Below are 24,733 nucleotides of genomic sequence, written 5' to 3' on the forward strand. Positions count from 1 at the left end.
ACAACGGGGGATGTATGGATATTGAAGTTTCGCGCCAGGCTGCAGTAGTTGAAGCTGTGAGTGGTGATGTTGTCGTAGTTAAGCCTGACGGCAGTGCAAGAAAGGTTTCAGTTGGCGATACTATCCGTGCAAATGAGATCGTTATTACTTCGAACGGATCGGAAGTTCTATTAGGTGTTCAAAACGCTGCTATTCCAGTTGGCGAGAATTGTGTCGGTTGTGTTGATAATAATGTTGCGTGGGCAGAGGTACCAATTGCCGGTGAGGTTAATTTCGATTCAGAGCAAGCGGACGCCGGAACCTTTACCGACGATGACCTTGCTGCTATCCAAGACGCAATTTTAGGTGGTGCCGACCCAACTCAAATATTAGAGGCAACGGCGGCTGGTGGCGGGCTGGGTTCTGCAAATGCTGGCTTCGTGACCATCGATTACAACTATACGCAAACTCAACCGACAACTTTTTTTGAAACCACAGGGCTAGACGACGAAGTTACAGAAGAACCTCGCGAAGAGTTCCGATCGATAACCCGCTCATCTGGCGGTCAATCAATCAGTGGAGTGCTCACTGAAGGTTCCATTTCTGATAATACCTATCCCCAGTCTATTACATCTACAGAGACGATAATTGCCGGCAGTTTAGCGCTCGCACCTGATTCTTTTACCCCAGAAACGTTATCCCTCGCGTCACTACTTAGTGAACTTAATAGCGACATTACCTCAAGCGGTCAGCCCGTCACCTTCACGTATGACGCGGTGACCAATTCTATCGTTGGTGTGCAAGGTTCTGACGAAGTATTACGTATCGACATTGAAGCCGTCAGTGTTGGCAATAACATTGAGCTTTCTTTAATCACAACGATTTCTCAGCCGATTGATCACGTACCGTCTGTTGGCGGTGGCCAGGTTTCCTACACTGGCGACCAAATTGATATCGCCTTCGATATTCAAGGTGAAGACAGCGCAGGAAACCCATTAGCAACACCAATCAATGTGCAAGTTGCCGTGGTTGATGGGGTCGATCCGTCTGCTGAAAGTGTGAATATCAGTAACGTTGAAACGAGCAGTTCAGCAATCGAAGGCACGTTCTCCAATATTGGGAGTGATAACCTTCAATCAGCAGTCTTTGATGCAAGTGCATTAGAACAGTTTAATGGCGTACTCAGTGATAATCAGAACACGCTTGCCAGACTTTCTGATGATGGAACGACTATCACTCTGGCTATCCAAGGTCGTGGTGAGGTGGTTCTCACTATCTCACTTGATACCGATGGCACCTATAAATTTGAGCAGTTTAATCCGATCGAACAGATCGGCACTGACTCACTCTCTTTTTCGCTGCCGATCACGGTTACGGACTTTGACCAAGATGTTGTAACTAATACCATTAACATTGAGATTGCTGATGGCGATAGCCCGGTTGTGACCAATGTCGACAGTATCGATGTTGATGAAGCTGGTATTGTTGGTGGTTCTCAAGAGGGAACCGCACCCATAGCGGGTAGCGGAAGTATTACTGCAGATGTTTTTGATAGTGATATCATTGACCATTATGAGCTTGAGCCGACGGAGTTTAATACTGGTGGTTCTTTAACGTCTAATGGCGAAGCCGTATTGCTTGAGCTGATTGATGAAACTAACGGTGTAAGAACTTACGAAGGCTATGTTGAAGTCAATGGTTCTCGAATTACGGTCTTTGACGTTAAAGTTGATAGCCCGTCATTGGGGAACTATGAATTCACTCTGTACGAAGAGCTTTCTCACCAAGGTGCTGAAGACGCGTTGTTGACCTTTGCTTTGCCTATTTATGCCGTTGATGCGGATGGAGACCGTTCTGCACTATCTGGCGGTTCGAGTACACCAGAAGCCGCTGAGATTCTCGTTAATGTCACAGATGATGTTGTTGAGCTCGTTGATAAGGTTGAATCAGTCACTGAACCAACTTTAGCGGGCGATACTATCGTTTCGTATAACCTGTTCAGTTTCGAAGGCGCAGATGGTTCGACAATTCAATCGTTTAACTACGACGGTGTTGACTATCCACTAGATCAAAGCTTGCTCCCCGATGCTACCCAGACTTTCAGTTTTACTGAGGGTGTCGTCACTATCTCATTAAACGGTGATTTCAGTTTTGAAGTCGCTCGTGATATCGACCACTCAAGCAGTGAAACTATAGTAAAACAGTTCTCATTTTTAGCTGAAGATGGTGATGGAGATACTGATACCTCAACACTTGAACTGAGTATTACCGATGGTCAGAACCCAACTATAGATCTGATTCCACCTGTCACTTTATTTGAAACAGATCTTGCCGATGGTTCTGCGCCAAGCGGAAGTACAGTGAGCGCAACTGAAACGATTACCTTTACTGCAGGCAGTGATGATGTAGCGAGTTTCCGTATTGAACCAACCGAGTTCAATGTGGGTGGTGTACTCAAATCGAATGGATTTTCGGTCGAGATAAAAGAAGATTCGGCTAATCCGGGCACTTATATCGGCTTTATTACTGATGGTTCGAATACTGAAGTTCCTGTATTCACGATTGCCTTCTCTACAAGTACGTTGGGCGAATACACCTTTACTCTACTTGAAGCGTTAGACCATGCGGATGGTTTAGATAACAACGATCTGAGCTTCGATTTGCCTGTTTATGCGGTTGATACGGATGGCGACGATTCATTGGTGTCTCAACTTAACGTGACCATCGGTGATGATGTTCAAATCATGCAAGACGGCACGTTAGATATCACTGAGCCAAATCTGGCTGATGGAACAATCACAACCAATACCATTGATGTAATGCCAAATCAGAGTGCGGATGGCGCGACGATCACTCAGTTTACCTATGACGGTCAGCTACGAACACTTGATCAAAATGACACTGGCGAACAGCAATTCAGCTTCACGGAAGGCGAACTGTTTATCACCCTTGAAGGTGAAGTGCGATTTGAGCCAAATCGTAATTTAGACCACACGGCAAGTGAAGATATCGTGAAGTCGATTGTGGTGACTTCAAGTGATTTTGATAATGATCCGGTGACTTCAACCGTAACATTGACGATCACGGATGGTGATAACCCTACGATTGACGTTATTCCAAGCGTTATTCTTTCCGAAACTAATCTAAGCGATGGCTCAGCTTCGAGTGGCAGCGCGGTAAGCTCGACTCAAACCATCACGTTTACCAATCAAAGTGATGATGTGGTTCGTTTCCGTATTGAGCCAACGGAGTTCAATACTAACGACGATCTTAAATCGAACGGTTTAGCCGTTGAGTTACGTGAAGATCCGGCGGGGTCGGGTGATTACATTGGTTTTACTACCAGTGCGACGAATGTCGAAACCACGGTATTTACGCTGAGTTTCTCTAGCACCACTTTAGGTGAATATACCTTCACTTTGCTTGAAGCGTTGGACCACCAAGATGCTCGAGGTAATAACGACCTCAGCTTTGATTTACCTGTTTACGCGGTAGATAGCGATGATGATGATTCTCTGATGTCTCCGCTCAATGTGACTATCGGTGATGATGTTCAAATCATGCAAGACGGTACGCTCAATATTACTGAGCCGACAGTCGCCGATTTAACCGCCGTCACACCACCGACGACTGCTATTTTCGATGCGATGCCAAATCAAAGCGCTGATGGCGCGACGGTCACTCAGTTCACTTATGATGGCCAACTTCGAACGCTTGACCAAAATGACAATGGTGAGCAGCAGTTTAGCTTCACGGAAGGTGAACTGTTCATCACTCTTCAAGGTGATGTGCGCTTCGAGCCCAATCGTAATCTAGACCACACGCTGAACGAAGACATCGTGAAATCGATTGTGGTGACATCTAGCGATTCGGATAACGATGTGCTGACCTCAACGGTTACGTTGACCATTACCGATGGTGATATCCCGACCATTGATAATGTCCCAATTGTGAACTTGTCAGAAACGAATTTGAGTGACGGCTCTGCGCCAAGTGGCAGCGTGGTTAGTTCAACTCAAACCATTACCTTTACCAATCAAAGTGATGATGTAACAAGTTTCCGTATTGAACCGACTGAGTTCAACGTCGGTGGTGCTTTGACATCAAACGGCCTGGCAGTCGAACTGAAAGCCGATCCAACCACGCCGGGCGGCTACATCGGTTATGTTACTGATGGTTCGAATGTTGAAACCAACGTATTCACGATTAGCTTTTCAGATACCAACTTAGGCCAATACACCTTCACCTTACTTGAAGCGTTAGACCATGTAGATGGCCTCGCAAATAATAATTTGAGTTTCGACTTGCCGGTCTACGCGGTCGATAGCGATGGCGATGATTCTTTGGTTTCTCAGTTAAATGTAACCATCGGTGATGATGTTCAAATCATGCAAGGTGGTACGTTAGATATCACTGAGCCAAATCTTGCAGATGGCACAATCACAACCAATACCATCGATGTGATGCCAAATCAGAGTGCCGATGGTGCGACGATCATTCAGTTTACTTATGATGGTCAAGTTCGAACACTGGATCAAACTGACAATGGTGAGCAGCAATTCAGCTTCACAGAAGGTGAGTTGTTCATCACTCTTCAAGGTGAAGTGCGATTCGAGCCAAATCGCAATCTAGACCACACGACTAGCGAAGACATCGTGAAATCGATTGTGGTGACCTCAAGCGATTCAGACAATGATGTACTGACTTCTACAGTGACGCTGACGATTACCGATGGTGATATTCCAACCATTGATGCCGTGCCAAGTGTGACTCTGTCTGAAGCTAACCTTAGTGACGGTTCTGCACCAAGCTCCAGTGCCGTCAGTCAGACCGAAACGATTACCTTCACGAACCAAAGTGATGATGTGGCGAGTTTCCGTATTGAGCCAACGGAGTTCAATGTAGGTGGCGCACTGAAATCGAATGGCTTTGCAGTTGAGATAAAAGAAGACTCTGCTAATCCGGGTACTTATATCGGCTTTATTACTGATGGCTCGAACGCTGAAGTTCCAGTGTTCACCATTAGTTTCTCGACAACCACATTAGGTGAATACACCTTTACCTTACTCGAAGCGCTAGACCATGTGGATGGTTTAGATAATAACGATCTGAACTTTGATTTGCCTGTTTATGCGGTTGATACCGACGGCGATGATTCATTGGTGTCTCAACTTAATGTGACCATCGGTGATGATGTCCAAATCATGCAAGACGGTACGTTAGATATTGTTGAGCCAAATCTGGCTGATGGAACAATCACAACCAACACCATTGATGTGATGCCAAACCAAAGTGCCGATGGCGCGACGATCACTCAGTTTACTTATGATGGTCAGTTACGAATACTTGATCAGAATGACACAGGAGAACAGCAGTTTAGCTTCACCGAAGGCGAGCTATATATCACCCTTGAAGGTGAAGTGCGCTTTGAGCCAAATCGCGATCTAGACCACTCAGTTAGTGAAGATATCGTGAAGTCGATTGTCGTGACTTCAAGCGATTTTGATAACGATCCGGTGACTTCAACCGTAACGCTGACGATAACTGATGGTGACAATCCGACTATTGATGCGGTGCCGAGTGTATCGCTGAAAGAAGCGGATCTCGCTGATGGCTCATTGCCAAGTGGTAGTGCGGTTAGCCAAACGGAAACCATCACGTTCACCAACCAAAGTGATGATGTGGTTCGTTTCCGTATTGAGCCAACGGAGTTCAATACTAACGACGATCTTAAATCAAACGGTTTAGCCGTTGAGTTACGTGAAGACCCACAAGGTTCGGGTAATTATATTGGTTTTACGACCAGTGCGACGAACGTAGAAACTCAAGTATTCACGTTAAGCTTTAATGGTGGGTCATTGGGTGAGTACACCTTCACACTCATCGAAGCCTTGGATCACCAAGATGCCCGTGGCAACAACGACCTAAGTTTTGACCTACCTGTTTATGCGGTAGACAGTGACGGCGATGACTCACTGATGTCACCGTTAAGTGTGACCATCGGTGATGATGTTCAAATCATGCAAGATGGCACATTAGATATCGTTGAACCAAATCTTGCAGATGGCACAGTGACAACGGGTACTGTTGATGTGATGCCAAATCAAAGTGCCGATGGTGCGACGATCACTCAGTTCACTTATGACGGTCAACTACGAACACTTGATCAGAATGACAATGGTGAGCAACAGTTTAGCTTCACAGAAGGTGAGTTGTTCATCACGCTTCAAGGTGAAGTGCGCTTTGAGCCTAATCGTAATCTTGATCACACGCTGAACGAAGACATCGTGAAATCAATCGTGGTGACGTCTAGCGATTCTGATAACGATGTATTGACCTCAACTGTCACGCTGACCATTACCGATGGTGATACCCCAACCATTGATAATGTACCAACAGTGAACTTGTCGGAAACCAATCTGAGTGATGGCTCTGCGCCAAGTGGGAGTGCGGTTAGCTCAACTCAAACCATTACTTACACCACTCAAAGTGATGATGTGTCCAGCTTCCGCATTGAACCAACGGAGTTTAATGTTAGTGGTGCTTTGACATCAAACGGATTAGCAGTCGAGTTGAAAGCCGATCCAACCACACCGGGCGGTTACATCGGTTTTGTTACGGATGGTTCGAACGTTGAAACCAACGTATTCACGATTAGTTTCTCAGATACCAATTTAGGCCAATACACCTTCACCTTACTTGAAGCGTTAGACCATGTAGATGGCCTCGCAAATAATAATTTGAGTTTCGACTTACCGGTTTACGCGGTCGATAGCGATGGCGATGACTCGTTGGTGTCTCAACTTAACGTAACCATTGGTGACGATGTTCAAATCATGCAAGGTGGTACGTTAGATATCACTGAGCCAAATCTTGCAGATGGCACAATCACAACCAATACCATCGATGTGATGCCAAATCAGAGTGCCGATGGTGCGACGATCACTCAGTTCACGTATGACGGTCAACTACGAGCACTTGATCAGAATGACTCTGGCGAGCAGCAGTTTAGCTTCACAGAAGGTGAGTTGTTCATCACGCTTGAAGGTGAAGTTCGCTTCGAGCCAAACCGTAATCTAGACAATACGCTTAGCGAAGATATCGTGAAGTCGATAGTGGTGACCTCAAGCGATTCAGACAATGACGTATTGACTTCCACAGTGACGCTGACCATTACTGATGGAGGTATCCCAACAATTGATGCCGTGCCAAGCGTTACGCTTTCGGAAACGAATCTTACAGATGGTTCTGCACCAAGCGGAAGTGCAGTCAGTCAGAACGAAACGATTACTTTCACGAACCAAAGTGATGATGTAGCAAACTTCCGTATTGAACCCACCGAGTTCAATGTGGGCGGTGCACTGAAATCGAATGGCTTTGCAGTTGAGATAAAAGAAGACTCGGCTAATCCGGGCACTTATATCGGTTTTATTACCGATGGTTCGGGCTCTGAAGTTCCTGTATTCAAGATTGCCTTTTCTACGAGTACGTTGGGTGAATACACCTTTACTCTGCTTGAAGCGTTAGACCATGTGGACGGTTTAGACAACAACGACCTGAGCTTCGACCTGCCGGTTTATGCGGTTGATACAGACGGCGATGATTCATTGGTGTCTCAACTTAACGTGACCATCGGTGATGATGTCCAAATCATGCAAGACGGTACGTTAGATATTGTTGAGCCAAACCTTGCTGACGGCACGATCACAACCAACACCATTGATGTGATGCCAAACCAAAGTGCCGATGGCGCGACCATCACTCAGTTTACTTATGACGGTGTCGTAAACACACTGGATCAAAGCATTTCAGGCGAACAGCAATTCAGCTTCACCGAAGGTGAGTTGTACATCACTCTTGAAGGTGAAGTACGCTTTGAGCCCAATCGAAACTTAGACCACTCGGTGAGTGAAGACATCGTGAAGTCGATTGTGGTCACTTCAAGTGACTTCGATAATGACTCTCTGACTTCTACCGTAACGCTGACGATTACGGATGGTGATAACCCGACGATTGACGTTATTCCAAGTGTTACGCTTTCTGAAACGAATCTGAGCGATGGTTCTGCTCCGAGTGGCAGCGCGGTAAGCTCCACTCAAACTATCACGTTCACCAACCAAAGTGATGATGTGGTTCGTTTCCGTATTGAGCCAACGGAGTTCAATACTAACGACGATCTTAAATCGAACGGTTTAGCCGTTGAGCTACGTGAAGACCCTGCAGGGTCGGGTGACTACATTGGTTTTACGACCAGCGCGACGAACGTAGAAACTCAAGTATTCACGTTGAGCTTTAATTCTGGTTCATTGGGTGAGTACACATTTACACTCATCGAAGCCTTGGATCACCAAGATGCCCGTGGTGGCAACAACCTCAGTTTTGATTTACCCGTTTACGCGGTAGATAGCGACGGCGATGATTCACTTATGTCTCCGTTAAACGTCACTATCGGCGATGATGTTCAAATCATGCAAGATGGCACGTTAGATATCGTTGAGCCGAATCTTGCTGATGGCACAGTGACAACGGGTACTGTCGATGTGATGCCAAATCAAAGTGCCGATGGCGCGACGATCACTCAGTTCACTTATGACGGTCAACTTCGAACGCTTGACCAAAATGACAATGGCGAACAACAGTTTAGCTTCACGGAAGGTGAACTGTTCATTACGCTTCAAGGTGAGGTGCGCTTTGAGCCTAATCGTAATCTAGACCACACGCTGAGCGAAGATATCGTGAAGTCGATTGTGGTGACGTCTAGCGATTCCGATAACGATGTATTGACCTCAACCGTCACGCTGACCATTACCGATGGTGATATCCCAACCATTGATAATGTTCCAACTGTGAACTTGTCGGAAACGAATCTGAGTGATGGCTCTGCACCAAGTGGGAGTGCAGTTAGCTCAACCCAAACCATTACTTACACCACTCAAAGTGATGATGTGACAAGCTTCCGAATTGAACCAACCGAGTTCAATGTTGGTGGTGCTTTGACATCAAATGGTTTTGCGGTCGAACTGAAAGTCGATCCAACCACGCCGGGTGGTTACATCGGTTTTGTTACGGATGGTTCGAATGTTGAAACCAACGTATTCACGATTAGCTTTTCAGATACCAATTTAGGCCAATACACCTTCACCTTACTTGAAGCACTAGACCATATAGATGGCCTCGCAAATAATAATTTGAGTTTCGACTTACCGGTTTATGCGGTCGATAGCGATGGCGATGACTCGTCGGTGTCTCAACTTAACGTGACCATTGGTGATGATGTTCAAATCATGCAAGGTGGTACGTTAGATATCACTGAGCCAAACCTTGCAGATGGCACAATTACAACCAACACCATCGATGTGATGCCAAATCAGAGTGCCGATGGTGCGACGATCACTCAGTTTACGTATGACGGTCAAGTTCGAACACTGGATCAAACGGACACAGGTGAGCAACAATTTAGCTTCACAGAAGGGGAGTTATTCATCACTCTTGAAGGTGAAGTTCGCTTCGAACCCAATCGTAATCTAAACCACACGCTTAGCGAAGACATCGTCAAGTCAATTGTAGTGACCTCAAGCGATTTAGATAATGATGTACTGACTTCCACAGTGACGCTGACCATTACTGACGGTGACATCCCAACCATTGATGCCGTGCCAAGCGTGACGCTTTCGGAAACTCATTTAGCTGATGGTTCTGCACCAAGCGGAAGTGCAGTCAGTCAGACCGAAACGATTACTTTCACGAACCAAAGTGATGATGTAGCGAGTTTCCGTATTGAACCCACAGAGTTCAATGTCGGCGGTGCGCTTAAATCGAATGGCTTTGCAGTTGAGATAAAAGAAGACTCTGCTAATCCGGGGACTTACATCGGTTTTATTACTAATGGCTCGAACGCTGAAGTTCCGGTATTCACCATTAGCTTCTCTACGAGTACGTTAGGCGAGTACACCTTTACTCTAATTGAAGCGTTAGACCATGTGGATGGTTTAGATAATAACGATTTGAGCTTCGACCTGCCTGTTTATGCGGTTGACACAGACGGCGACGATTCATTGGTGTCTCAACTGAATGTGACCATCGGTGATGATGTTCAAATCATGCAAGACGGTACGTTAGATATCACCGAGCCAAATCTTGCTGACGGCACGATCACAACCAACACCATTGATGTGATGCCAAACCAAAGTGCCGATGGCGCGACCATCACTCAGTTTACTTATGACGGTGTCGTAAACACACTGGATCAAAGCATTTCAGGCGAACAGCAATTCAGCTTCACAGAGGGCGAACTGTTTATCACCCTTGAAGGTGAAGTGCGCTTTGAGCCGAACCGCGATCTAGACCACTTAGTTAGTGAAGACATCGTGAAGTCGATAGTAGTAACTTCAAGTGACTTCGATAATGATCCGGTGACTTCAACCGTTACGCTAACTATTACTGATGGTGATATCCCAACCATCGATGCCGTGCCAAGCGTCTTGCTTGAAGAAGCGGACTTAATTGACGGCTCATCGCCAAGTGGTAGTGCCGTCAGTCAAACTGAAACCATCACTTTCACGAATCAAAGTGATGATGTTGAAAAGTTCCGATTAGAGCCAACTCAGTTCAATACAGACGACTCACTTAAGTCGGATGGCTTGATCATTGAAATACGAGAAGAGCCAACAGGCTCTGGTAATTATATTGGTTTCACGACCGATATTTCGAATGTCGAAACTACCGTATTTACTCTCGACTTCAGCAGTACGACTTTGGGTGAGTACACCTTTACGCTGCTAGAAGCAATCGACCACACACCAATCCAAGGCAATAATAATCTAACATTCAACTTGCCAGTATACGCCGTTGATACCGACGGTGATGACTCTCTCATGTCACCGCTGTCAGTCACCATTACCGACGATGTTCAAGTTATGGTAAGCGGTGATCTGACGATTGAAGAGCCTACTGTGGCTGACTTGGCTGCAGGAACTCCGGCGACATCGGTCTTCGATGTCTTGACCTCGCCAAGCGCTGATGGCGCGAGCGTGACGCAATTCACTTATGACGGTCAGCTTCGAATTTTGGATCAAACTGACAATGGTGAGCAGCAATTTAGTTTCACAGAAGGTGAGCTATTCATTACGCTTGAAGGTGAAGTGCGCTTTGAGCCCAATCGTAATCTTGACCACACGCTGAACGAAGACATCGTTAAATCAATCGTAGTGACGTCTAGTGATGGTGATGACGACGTTCTTACCTCAACAGTCACTTTGACCATTACCGATGGTGATGTTCCGACCATCGATGTGATTCCACCCATCTCACTGGCGGAATCGAATCTCGCAGATGGCTCTGATCCATCGAACTCTGCAGTCAGCGACACCAAAATTATTCAGTTTACTCATGAGAGTGACGATGTTGAGTTTTTCCGTATCGAGCCAACGCAGTTCAATACACTTGGCACGTTAACATCCAATAACTTGGTCGTTCAGTTGAAAGAAGACCCTAACAGCGCTGGCGATTACATCGGCTTTGTTAAAGACGCTTCGGATGTTGAAACCAATATCTTTACGGTGAGTTTCTCTGACTCTAATTTAGGCCAATATACCTTCACGCTACTGGAAGCACTCGATCATGACGATGGTCTGGTGAAGAACAGTTTGAGCTTTGACCTGCCGGTTTATGCAGTAGACAGCGACGGTGATGACTCAGTGATGTCGCCATTAACGGTGATCATCGAAGATGATGTTCAAGGCATGAGTAACGGAATCTTGACCATCGAAGAGCCGACGGTTGCCGATCTTGCGGCAGGGGTGGTGGCCACAACCACGTTTGATGTAATGCCGGAACAAAGTGCTGATGGTGCGACCATCACTCAGTTTACTTATGACGGTCAAGTTCGTACTCTAGATCAAACCGACAATGGTGGGCAGCAATTTAGCTTCACGGAAGGTGAGTTGTTCATCACTCTTGAAGGTGACGTACGCTTTGAGCCAAACCGTAACCTTGACCATGAATCTGGCCCAATCGTGAAGTCGATTGTGGTGACATCCAGCGACGGTGATCTCGATGTTGAGACGGCAACGGTTGTTTTGACCATCACTGATGGCGATATTCCAACGATCGAATCCGTGCCGAGCGTGTCGCTCTCAGAAACGCAACTTGCCGATGGTTCAACGCCGAGTGGCAGTGCCGTTAGTCAGACCGAGACCATCTCGTTCACCAACCAAAGTGATGACGTAGTGAGTTTCCGAATTGAGCCAACAGAGTTCAATGTCGGTGGAGCACTGAAATCGAATGGCTTTTCGGTCGAGATAGAAGAAGATTCGGCTAATCCGGGTACTTACATCGGCTTTATTACTGATGGTTCAGGCGCTGAAATTCCTGTATTCACCATTAGTTTCTCTACGACCATACTAGGGGAATACACCTTTACTCTGCTTGAAGCGTTAGACCATGCGGATGGTTTAGATAACAACGATCTGAGTTTTGATCTTCCGGTTTATGCAGTTGATACAGACGGCGACGATTCATTGGTGTCTCAACTAAATGTGACCATCGGTGATGATGTCCAAATCATGCAAGACGGTACGTTAGATATTACCGAGCCAAATCTGGCTGCTGGCACTGTAACGACTAACACAATCGATGTGATGCCAAATCAGAGTGCTGATGGTGCGACGATTACTCAGTTCACTTATGACGGTGTCGCAAACACATTGGATCAAAGTATTTCAGGCGAACAGCAGTTCAGCTTCACAGAGGGCGAACTGTTTATCACCCTTGAAGGTGAAGTGCGCTTTGAGCCGAACCGCGATCTAGACCACTTAGTTAGTGAAGACATCGTGAAGTCGATAGTAGTAACTTCAAGTGACTTCGATAATGATCCGGTGACTTCAACCGTTACGCTAACTATTACTGATGGTGATATCCCAACCATCGATGCCGTGCCAAGCGTCTTGCTTGAAGAAGCGGACTTAATTGACGGCTCATCGCCAAGTGGTAGTGCCGTCAGTCAAACTGAAACCATCACTTTCACGAATCAAAGTGATGATGTTGAAAAGTTCCGATTAGAGCCAACTCAGTTCAATACAGACGACTCACTTAAGTCGGATGGCTTGATCATTGAAATACGAGAAGAGCCAACAGGCTCTGGTAATTATATTGGTTTCACGACCGATATTTCGAATGTCGAAACTACCGTATTTACTCTCGACTTCAGCAGTACGACTTTGGGTGAGTACACCTTTACGCTGCTAGAAGCAATCGACCACACACCAATCCAAGGCAATAATAATCTAACATTCAACTTGCCAGTATACGCCGTTGATACCGACGGTGATGACTCTCTCATGTCACCGCTGTCAGTCACTATTACCGATGATGTTCAATCATTAGTCACGGGCTCTATGACGGTTAAGGAACCATCAACAGGTGTTGAAACCTCCAATATTATTGATCTAATGCCCGATAGTAGTGCGGATGGAGGAACACTGACGAGCTTCAGCTATGATGGCGGGGCTTTACAAACACTTAATCAAAACATCGCAGGCGAACAGTCGTTTATTTATGACGAGGGTACGTTATACCTCACCATCGACGGCAACATGCGATTTGAACCGGTGTCAGACCTCGACCATTCTGGTGGCGATATCCTCAGAACTATCTCGGTTAATTCAATCGATGGAGATGGGGATATTGTCAGCACCTCTGTGTCGCTGAGGATAGAAGATGGCGACGAACCAGTGATTGACCTCATTCCTGATGTTGCTCTGAATGAAGCAAACTTAGCTGATGGTTCTGCCTTTACAGGTGCAGCTGTCAGTGAAACAAAAGTCATTACCTTTACAGAAGGCAGTGATGATGTGACGCACTTTAGAGTCGATACCACGAACTTCAACTCGTTAGGAACATTGAAATCGAACGGGCTCACAGTTGAAATTAAAGAGCAACCGACTGATTCAGGGAACTATGTTGGTTTTGTTACCGGAGCTTCAAATGTTGAAACGAACGTGTTCACACTTGAGTTTTCAGACAACAATGTTGGTCAGTATACATTTACGCTTTTAGAAGCTTTAGATCACGCTGATGGTAACCTGTCTAATCTCTTAGATTTTGATATCCCTGTGATAGCGGTTGATGCCGACAACACCGATTCAGCTTCGTCTTCTTTGAGCGTCACCATTACCGACGACTTACAACAAACGCAAGATCGCATTTTAAGTATTGTTGAACCCGTTACGACTTCCGGAGCAGGTGGCCCGCCAACTACAGGTATTGTCGATGTTATGCCTGCAGAGAGTGCAGATGGTGCGACTGTTACCCAGTTTATATACGGGGCTGATGGGCCGTTTACGCTTGATCAAACTGATTTAACAGAGCAAGAGTTCTCAGTTGCAGATGGACTGTTGTTCGTTAAGTTGGATGGTTCGGTCCGTTTCGAACCAGATAGAGACCTTGACCACTCGAATGGCGGTATTGTTCGAACCATTACCGTGACAACAAGCGATTTCGACAACGATATTGAAACCGCAACGGTGACGCTTACTATCACGGATGGTGTTGATCCTGTTATCAATATTGTCCCTGATGTTTACTTATCTGAAGTGAACTTATCCGATGGTTCAATGCCGACGGCAGGGCCAGTTAGCTCAACTCATACTATCACCTACACACAAGGGAGTGATGACCTTAGCCATTTCCGAATCGCTACGGATGAATTTAATTTTGGCGGATTACTGAAATCAAACGGTTTAGTCGTTGAATTGAAGGAGGAGCCTGCGGACTCGGGTAGCTATGTCGGATTCACCACAAGCGGTTCCGGTGCAAAAACCGATGTCTTCACGGTTAGTTTTGATAGCGTTAACAAGGGACAGTTTACCATTACCTTGCTGGAAGCACTCGATCACCTTAATGGCCTCAATTACAACGATCTGAATTTCCGCTTGCCAGTTTACGCTGTCGATACGGACGATTCTGAATCGACAAGACGAGATGTCGTTGTGACCATTGAAGATGACATTCAGCAAATGCAGGATGGGATTCTGACCATCACAGAACCAAGCTCTGGCACGCCGACAACAGCAACGGTTGATGTCATGCCATTGCCAAGTGCGGACGGAGCGACCATCACCGAGTTTATTTACGATGGTGGATTAGCCATTTCGCTCGATCAGACTGTAACGGGTGAGCAAGAGTTTACCTTCAATGAAGGCTCTTTGTTCGTCACTTTAGATGGTGATGTTAGGTTCGAGCCAAATAGAAATCTCGACCACTCTAACGGGAATATCGTTAAAAATATCGTCTTCACTTCATCGGATTTCGATAACGATATCTTCATGTCGAGTGTTCGACTGACCATTATTGATGGTGAAGGGCCTGAGCTGAATGTAGTGCCCGGCGTCACTTTATCAGAAAGTAACTTATCAGACGGCTCTTCTCCTGACTCGATGCTGATTAGCGAAACCAATACAATCACATCATTCGCTAGCAGTGACGATATTGCAAAAATTGTTGTCGACACGTCTCTGTTCAACACTGGTGGATTAATCAAGTCGAATGGCCTAGTCGTTGATTTAAGGGAAGATCCAGCAAACTCTGGTGACTACTTGGCGTTCACGACGGTTTCACCGGGCGTTGAGGTGCCTATTTTCACCTTAACGTTTGATAGTTCAAATCCAAGTATTTATACCTTTGTGTTGCTAGAGCGCTTAGACCATGCGCCTGGCGATGGCAACAATGACATTACCTTCGATTTATCGGTTTATGCCGAAGACACCGATGGTGATGTGTCCGCTTCTAAGCAACTTGAAGTGGTTATTGGTGATGATGTTCAAGTGATGCAATCGGGAGACTTACTGGTCACTGAGCCAACCTCGGGCACGGTGAGCAGCAATGTGTTGGAAACAATAACGGGTCCAAGTGCCGATGGTTCAATAGTTACTAAATTTACCTATGATGGTGGTGCCGAGGTTCTTCTCGATCAAAACGATACGAATGAGCAAGCATTTGTTTACCCAGAAGGGACACTGTTGATTAAGTTGAATGGTGATATCCGCTTTGAGCCAAACAGAAATCTAGACCATGAAAATGGCGATATTGTTAAAACCATTATCGTTACATCTGAAGACCAAGACACAGATATAGAGGACTCGACAGTCACCTTGACCATTGTTGATGGTGCGCCACCGATTATTAATGTTATTCCGCTAGTCAGTTTGAGTGAAGTTAACTTAGTCGATGGTTCTTCACCAAGTTTACCTGTGAGCCAAACAGAGCAGATAACCTTTACTGAGGGTAGTGACGACGTTAGCTACTTCCGTATTGCGACCAATGAATTTAATGTCGGTGGAGTTCTAAAGTCCAACGGATTAGTAATTCAATTGAAAGAAGATCCAGCCGACTCTGGTAGTTATGTTGGTTTCACCAAAGACGGTCTCGATCCGGAGGTTGAGATCTTTAACATTGATTTCTCTTCGTCGGTATTAGGGGAGTACACCTTTACGCTCCTTCAAGAAATCGACCATGCGGACGTTCAAGGTAATAATGACCAAATATTTACCTTGCCTGTTTACGCGGTAGACACTGATGAAACCGACTCAGCAATGACACCACTCAGTGTCACCATTACCGATGACGTGCCTGAAATTACTGAGATAGAGGCTGGCAGTACTTTTATTGTGGATGAAGAGGAGATTGGTACACCAACGCAAGCCTCGGGAACTTTTGTGACGACCGAAGGTGCAGACCAAGTTGAGGTTTACGAGCTGCGTAATATCTCAACGCTGGAAGCAACGCTATCGTCGGGTAGTGAAGGTATTAAGATCACAGAAATTACCGGCGCTGCTAATACTACCACCTACCAAGGTGCAACCGACCCAAGTGGAACACCAATTTTCACATTAGTGTTGACTGATGATGGTGCTTACACCTTTACCTTGCTTGGTCCTCTCAATCACGCGACGACACCGAGTAACCTCGATACATTAACAATACCATTTGATGTTGTTGCCGTTGACGGTGATGGTGATGATTCGAATCAATATGTATTGCCGATAGAAGTCCTAGATGACGGCCCAACCATGACCGATCCGACCGGTGAAACGGTTGTTGATGAAGACGATTTAGCGGGAATAGGTTCTGACCAAACGGAAGATATGGTCATTAATGGTTTGTTTACCATCGATGAAGGTGCGGATGGTGTTGTGTTGTATGAGCTGATTAACCCTGATGCAGTGCTAACTGGGCTTATGTCTAATGGTGAAGCGCTAGAGTGGCTTCCTGTTGTTGATAGTGGTACGACATTTACCTACACAGCACAAACTGAAACAAGTAACGAAGCTGTGTTTGAAGTTGTGTTTGATACTGCGGACAACAGCTATCAGTTTGAACTGTTTAAACCGCTCACACACCCTCTTGCTGACGGTGAAAACACCATCGAACTTGGTTTCTCAGTTGTGGCTGAAGACTTTGACCAAGACCAATCAAATACGATTGATCTGACAATCACAGTGACGGATGATGTTCCGTTAGTGACAACTCAGTCGATTACTCGTCTTGAAGGTCAGAATTACAATGGTTCTAAAGTCGATATGTTTGCTAACGCGACGGATGAGGGGGCAGATGGCGCGGTACTGAGTCGAATTGAAGGTATCTCAAGTAACGGGGCTGATATTGTTTTTCAAAGAGGGAACAATACTGGCTTTAGCGATGGCTTGAATGTTCAAAGTGGACGTCGAACTATCCGTGTTTATGAGCAGACCGATGATGGCAATGGTGGTACTCAGGAAAGACAGCTGGGTACTTTACGTATCAACTCAAATGGCGAAATAGAATTTAGAGCCAATGGTTATCTAGATCATGACGGCGATGAGATCAACTTCTCGATCAACGTAATTGCAACCGATGCAGACTTAGATACCTCTGAAACGCCACTGAATATTACTGTCGTTGACCAGGACTCAACGGCTGTGTCGCTGAAAGTGACGACAACAGAGGATATTGGTCGTGATGCATCAATTGATTATGCAGCGGGTAGTGAACCAACAGACCTAGAAAACACTTTTGATAATCAAGACGGTCTACCTGATGCACCTGCCCAGGTCGCATTGCAAGTAAACTTGTACGACCAAGATAATACAGAGGCGATCGGCCAGCTGAAGATCTTCGATAATACTAATCATAGAGGTACTTTCTATTACTTTGATGGTGCTGAATATGTGAAATTGTCGACAGATGTAGATGGTAACTATGTACTAGATGGCGCAAATATCGTTCAGAGTTTCATGCCTGACCCCGATGATTTAACTGACCCAAAAGATGTTATAGCTACCATCGACAATCTTTATTTTGTACCAGACCGAAACTACGGTTCGAATGACAATGGTGTGCGAATCAACTACGAACTCGAGATTGATAATAATGGTTCGCTAGACCACACCGTAAACTCAAACTTTAGAATTGAAATTGAAGCGGTTGCCGACATTGCGACTTGGGATGATGCGAATAGCACTTACACTTATCTTCCAGATACAGACAGCATGGGTGCAGAGAGTCCGGTAACGGAAGATGGAAATACCATCACTCTTAACCTCGAGGCTGATTCTCAAGATACTTCTCGCCCTGAAACACTCACATATAAACTTACTGTTGATGAGGGTGTTGGGAAGTTTACTCTATTGGATAGTTCAGGTAATCCGATAGGGCCTGTTGGAGGCCCATATGTTATTGATGCGGCAGATATCAATAGTACGGTCGTCGACCCGATTGATAACTTCTCAGGCACCATCAGCTTTAAAGTAGTGGCTTTGACGGAAGAAACCCGTAATCCATTCCTAGATGGCGATAATAGCGGTGCTAACAGTAAACAGGTTGCCACTTCTGAAGAACGAACATTAGTTATTGATGTACTTCCAGACGCCGACTTAGGCTCCTTAAGCGTGAATCGTAAAACCATCAATGAAGACAATATTCTCGATCCAGATACTGTTGGGGATCCTAACAATAGAGTCGCGTTTACTCTTGATGAAGTGATTACGATGACGCCTTCTGAAGATATGGATACGTCGGAAACCTTATACGTACGCATCAACAATATTACTCAGGGAGCAGGGCTTTATTTACTCGGGACCGATACCCTTGTATCAACCGTGACCATTGAGGGTGTCGACTATCAAGAGATTCTTTACTCTGAACTTGCCAATGTAGAAGTGATACCCAAAGACCACAGTAATGAAGACTTTAGCTTTGATGTGTTAGGTGTTGTCAAAGACAAGGCAGATCTTTCAACGGGTGAAGTAGTTGATGAAATCACATTTGGTCCTAAAACAGTCAACGTTGAAGTCATTGGTGTTGCTGATGTGCCATTTGGTGGAACTAATGGTACCGATTGGGAAGAGTTTACAGATGGCGGTGTGAGTGGGGTACAAACCACAATCCAAGAGAGTCAGAGCGGAGACAGCTACGCTGTTCTAGATTTCACGGTGTTGTCTGGAGAGCGAAGACCTGATCCGGCAGCTGTAGACCAAACACCATTACCTGACGACGGTTCAGAATCCATAACCGTTATCCTCTCAGGTATTCCAGATGGCGTGATTCTCGAAGACGGCGATGGTACGGTGATCGACCTTAACTTTGTTGGTTATGAAACGGGACCGGGCGGTAGCCCTGATTTATCTAAACCTATCTACGAAGCGAACATTACAGAGGCGGGTAAAACGTCAGGTATTCGCATCAGACCTGTCGACTCATCGACAGAGAATATCCACATTCAAGGTCAAGTGATAGTGACCGAGAACGATGGCCATACCTTAACGTTCGACCAAGAAGTTCGAGTATTAGTTGAACCTAGAATTGACACCTCCGCGACCTATGCTAATACAACCACAGGGAATGAAGATACGGCCATCAATATTGATTGGCACCCAGAGGGTACTGACTATATTGACGATGATGAGCATTTCACTTCCATTACCATTAATGGCATCCCTGCGGATGTAGTCGCGGTGGTCAATGGTGATGTGACGGTCGATTCTAGTACGCCCGGCACTCTAGTAATCACACAGAAAGACTCCTCACAAACACCTGAGCAATTTACTCAGATTGCTTTGGCGAACAACTTTATCCAAATGACACCACCAGAAAACTCAAGTGTCGACTTTACGCTGACAACCGTCGTTGAGATGGAGGAGAGAGATTTCGAGTACACCGATGACGCTATTGTTGGTGAGGGCGGCCGAGTAGTTGCTAATCCAGCAATTACAGGCACCATCACAGTACAAGTTGTGCCTGTTGTGGAACCTGAAGATCCAGATGGAGATGGAGTTGACGATAACTTTATCGTTTTCTCCAATGAAGACGGTAGTGGCGAATTGGCAACAATTACCTCTGATGCCGCAGGTGTTATCAAATTTACGACCAATAGCGATAACCAAGCCGTAGATGGTGGCGGTGTTGAAATCTTGGATGGTGAGTACGTTATCCGTTACAAAGAAGAAGATGTCTCTCCTGAGTTTGCTATTAATGAAGTCGTTAACGAGGTTGTGGTTCAATTGACTACTACGTCTGATGGCGCGTTACCAGAAGAGGTGTTGAGTCAATTGCTCGTGACTGGTGCTGTGTATGAGGGTGATGGTCGTTGGGTGGTCACAGACGAAAATGCGTTTACGATTAGCGCACCAGAAGGCTTAGATCTAACTTCCCCATATAATGATGGTATATCGAGTAATACCAGCAGTATCAAAATGACTGCCTATACGGAAGTTGAAGACTTAGGGGATGAGGTCGGCGACCAAGAATCGGACGTTGTTATTCGTCAAGGCGACGTGATTTTGACCTTCCCTGAAGAGATAACAGGTGGTGGGGAAATCGCGGCGGATATAACAGCGACACCAGATCAAGTAATAGACGCTATCGAAGATATTCAGCTTATGCTCGGCGATGCTCTTGAAAGTATCATTAGTTTCAGTGGTGGTGATGCATTTAACGACCAAATTACCATCGTTATTGATGATACCGTGTTTCTTGACCCAGCAGACCCTACCCAAACGCTTAACATCAGCATAGGTGGTAGTGGTGAGATTGATTTTGTTAACGGCGAATATGTATATCAGTCCACTTTGATACAAGGTGCAACGCCAGACTTTTCTGATTTGGTGCTGAATTTACCCGCTGACTACTCTGGTGACTTTGAATTGCCATTTACGGTGATTACCAAAGACCTCATCTCTGGTGATGAAAATGTACTTGATACCAGCGCCATTATTAAAGTCTCCGCAGTAACCGACGTAGCGCCAAGTATTTCTGTCGATATCTCGGGTTCTTTAGGTGACTCGTTGAACCCAGTTGATATCGATGGCCAGCCGGGTGCTGAAGCTGTGGGTTATGAAGACACCTATATTGTGCTTGATTTCTCGGGTTCGGTTGCAGACCAAGTTAATGGTGTTGAAGGCGGTGATGAGCGCTTCACCGATATTACTCTAACCTTAACTGACACAAGTAATGGTGAATTTTACAGCGATACTGGAACGGCTTTGGGCACATCAATATCTTTCACTGAAACGGAAATTGAGAATGGAGCCTTATCTGGTGTGTTGTTTAGACCGAAAGAAAACTTCCCGACTTACGATGATGTAAATGGTGTTGATGTCAGTACCGTTAGCGTTACTGTGAGTGGGAATATCTTAGATACTGCGACGTTCAACGAAGATGGCTCAACAACGACGGAAGATGCAACTCCCGAGTTTTTCTCAACGTCGGTTAGCTTTGACGTAGTCCCTGTGGTAGATGATATTTCGATCACTGGCCCGGGAACGAACGCTGATGTCATTGAAATAACAGGTAGTGAAGATCAAGAGATTTCACTTGCTGGCTCAAGTCCAGTGTCGATAGCTTTGACAGATTTAGATGGGTCGGAAGAGTTTGTCTCTATCAAGTTCACTGATGTCCCTGATGGCTTCCAATTCAGGGTAGATAACTCCTCAGACTTCACGGTTAAGAATAATGGTGGAGGCGTGTGGAGTGTTCAATTGCCTTCAAGTGTCTCGAATTCATTCGATTTGAGCGAAATATCGGTACTGCCTCCGAAAGATTTCAGCGGTACTTTTGAGTTTGGTGTTGAGGTGTTTACGCAAGAATCTTTGCTCGGTGTACCAACTAACGCAGGTACTCTGCCAAGTTTCCAAGTGCATGTACTTCCGGTAGGAGACGATATTGATACGGACCCGACTGATTCGGTAGTCGGTTTAGAAGGCGAAAATATTGATATTGAAATCAACACTACTATTCTGGATAACGCATTTTCGGCATCGGGGAGTGGGACTTATACTGAAAATTCGCCAGAAACCATCCGTGTTGTGGTCAGCAATGTTCCACAAGACGCGTCAATTTGGCATCCGGATGGAACAACACTAGGTATTTACGATTCAGTATCTGATACATGGACGTTAGACGTAGATGCAACAGCACTCGATAAGATCGTGTTTAACTCCGGTGAGCACAATTCAGACACAGGTAATGCGCTTGGTATTGATACACCGTTGTCTATTTCTGTTCGCTCAGTAGATACAGATGCGGATAACACTGAGTATTTAGGGGCGGAAACCATTTTCAGTGTCGACTTGGTGGTTGATCCGATCAATGACCAACCAACCTTTGTCAATATTGAAAACTTAGAGACGCCGGAAGACACCTCTATTGCATTGAGTGATATATCGGGCTTTAAGATAGAGGACCCAGACGCCGTTTATGATGATCCGAACGCGATTTACACACTAACATTATCGGTCGACCAAGGTACGTTGACCTACACATCTTCAACGGGTGTTACCTCTACGCCAACCAGTGGCAGCGCCATTGTTCTCTCTGGAACTTTGGCCAATATAAATACAGCTTTGGATGCCGGGAGTGTCAGGTTTGAGTTGGGTGCGGATGAAAATTACTTGAATCAAGGAGGTGTGGCGACGGTAACTGCTACCGTTGATGATGGTGGAAACAACGGTTCATCAGGCCCATTGAACAATCAAACCACCTTTGAGATTAAAGTTACTGAAGTCAATGATGATCCAATGGCAACGGACATCGATTTAGGCACGATTGCTGAAGATGATCAAATCGTAATTAAAGCTGAAGATTTGATTGCCGCATCAAGCGATCCTGAAGGCGATAACCTGACAATAACCGATGTCAGCCTCACTTCGGGTCAAGGGCAGTTGGACTACTTTGAAAACAGTGGTGGTGTAGATGACCCGTTGATTACTGGCCCATATTGGGTTTTTGATGCCAACGATGAATACGATGCGACCAGTGGAGATATCAGCTTTACATACACCGTTCAAGACGATGGGCAAACCAATGGAGTTGATGACTTCCTAACAGACACCGGCGATTTGAGCTTAACAGTGACAGGGGTTAATGATTCGCCAATCATTAATGGTGACAATGTCACTTCGGCTATCGATGAAGATGTCGACCAGTTGATTAGTGGTATTACCGTCGCAGACCCTGACTATGTTGGCGTTCATGCTGACGATTTCATGACCGTCACCTTAAGTGTCGACTTTGGTACCTTATCGGTAACGCTTCCTGGAATTACCACTGTTACTGTCAGCGGGCAGGACACAAGCTCAATCATACTGGAAGGTAAACCAGCGGATATCAATGCAATCATTAATACACCAACCAACCCTATTGGCGTGTTTGTGAATACGCAATATATCCCATCGAACAGTATTCAGTTACAAGTGGTAGCTCAAGATAGTGGCAATCCATCTGGCATTATCATCGAAACACCACCAGAAGAGTTTACGATACAGGTGACACCAGTGGCTAACGCGCCAACGTTATCGATTGATCCTGCATCTAACTACGTGAGAAACATTACTGCGAGTCAGTCAGTCAGCGCGAGTGGTATTCCTTTAGTTGGAATTATCGCGGCCTTAACGGACATTACAGAAGAGCTAACGCTGCATATCAGTGATGTACCTGCTGGCGCTCAAATCACCAGTACAGCCGGCTCTGTTACGGATCTTGGCGGTGGTGTTTGGGTAGCAACGGCGGATGCAATTGAAAGCTTGCAAGCGGTTGGGCTTTCTCAAACTCCAGGTAACTACACACTGAAAGTTGAGGCGGTTTCTGAAGAGACTGACAACAACGATACAGCGACATCGGCTTCGATTGACCTTGACCTGAATATTGTGTCTGACGCGGTCGATATTAATCTGGCTTCGGAAACTGACGATATTCAGCTATTGGCTGGCGCGAATGCGACTGACCTAACTGCAGGCTCTGGAAATGACCGTCTAGAAGGTGGCGCGGGTGATGATACGCTTGTTGGTGGTGACGGTAATGATACCCTGATTGGCGGCGGCGGTTCAGATATTCTAACCGGTGGTGATGGTATGGATTCGTTCGTATGGCTTAATATCGAAGATGGTGTTGAAGATACGATTACCGACTTTGACTTGTCGGAAGGGGATAGTATTGACTTGAGAGAAGTGTTGCCAGAGCTTAAAAACACATCTCCAGACATGACCGCGTTGTTACAACAGATAGACGCGAAAGTGGAAGGGAATGACATTGAGCTTACGATCAAGTCTGATGGTTTAGGTACCACGGAACAGGTGATTGTGGTTGAAGATCTTGCACCTCAGTTGACGCTAAGCAGCACCATGCCGTCAGACATTCTGGATGCGTTAGTACAGCAGAATGTAATCACTCACGGTTAAAGTTAAATAGGTGAGCGCTAGTTACGTGTCCGATAGTTAAGGGCACG

The 24,733-nt window shown here is 45.7% G+C and carries 1 protein-coding gene; it reads left to right on the forward strand.

The genetic code is table 11. The features are described from left to right. Positions 1-14: 14 nt before the first annotated feature. Positions 15-24,686 carry a retention module-containing protein gene (locus OQJ75_RS13450; RefSeq protein WP_265973821.1) on the forward strand — a complete coding sequence of 8,224 codons (24,672 nt, stop codon included), beginning with the start codon at positions 15-17 and terminating at the stop codon, positions 24,684-24,686. Positions 24,687-24,733 lie beyond the last annotated feature (47 nt).

Source organism: Vibrio sp. 14G-20 (genome assembly GCF_026241515.1).
Taxonomy (GTDB): domain Bacteria; phylum Pseudomonadota; class Gammaproteobacteria; order Enterobacterales; family Vibrionaceae; genus Vibrio.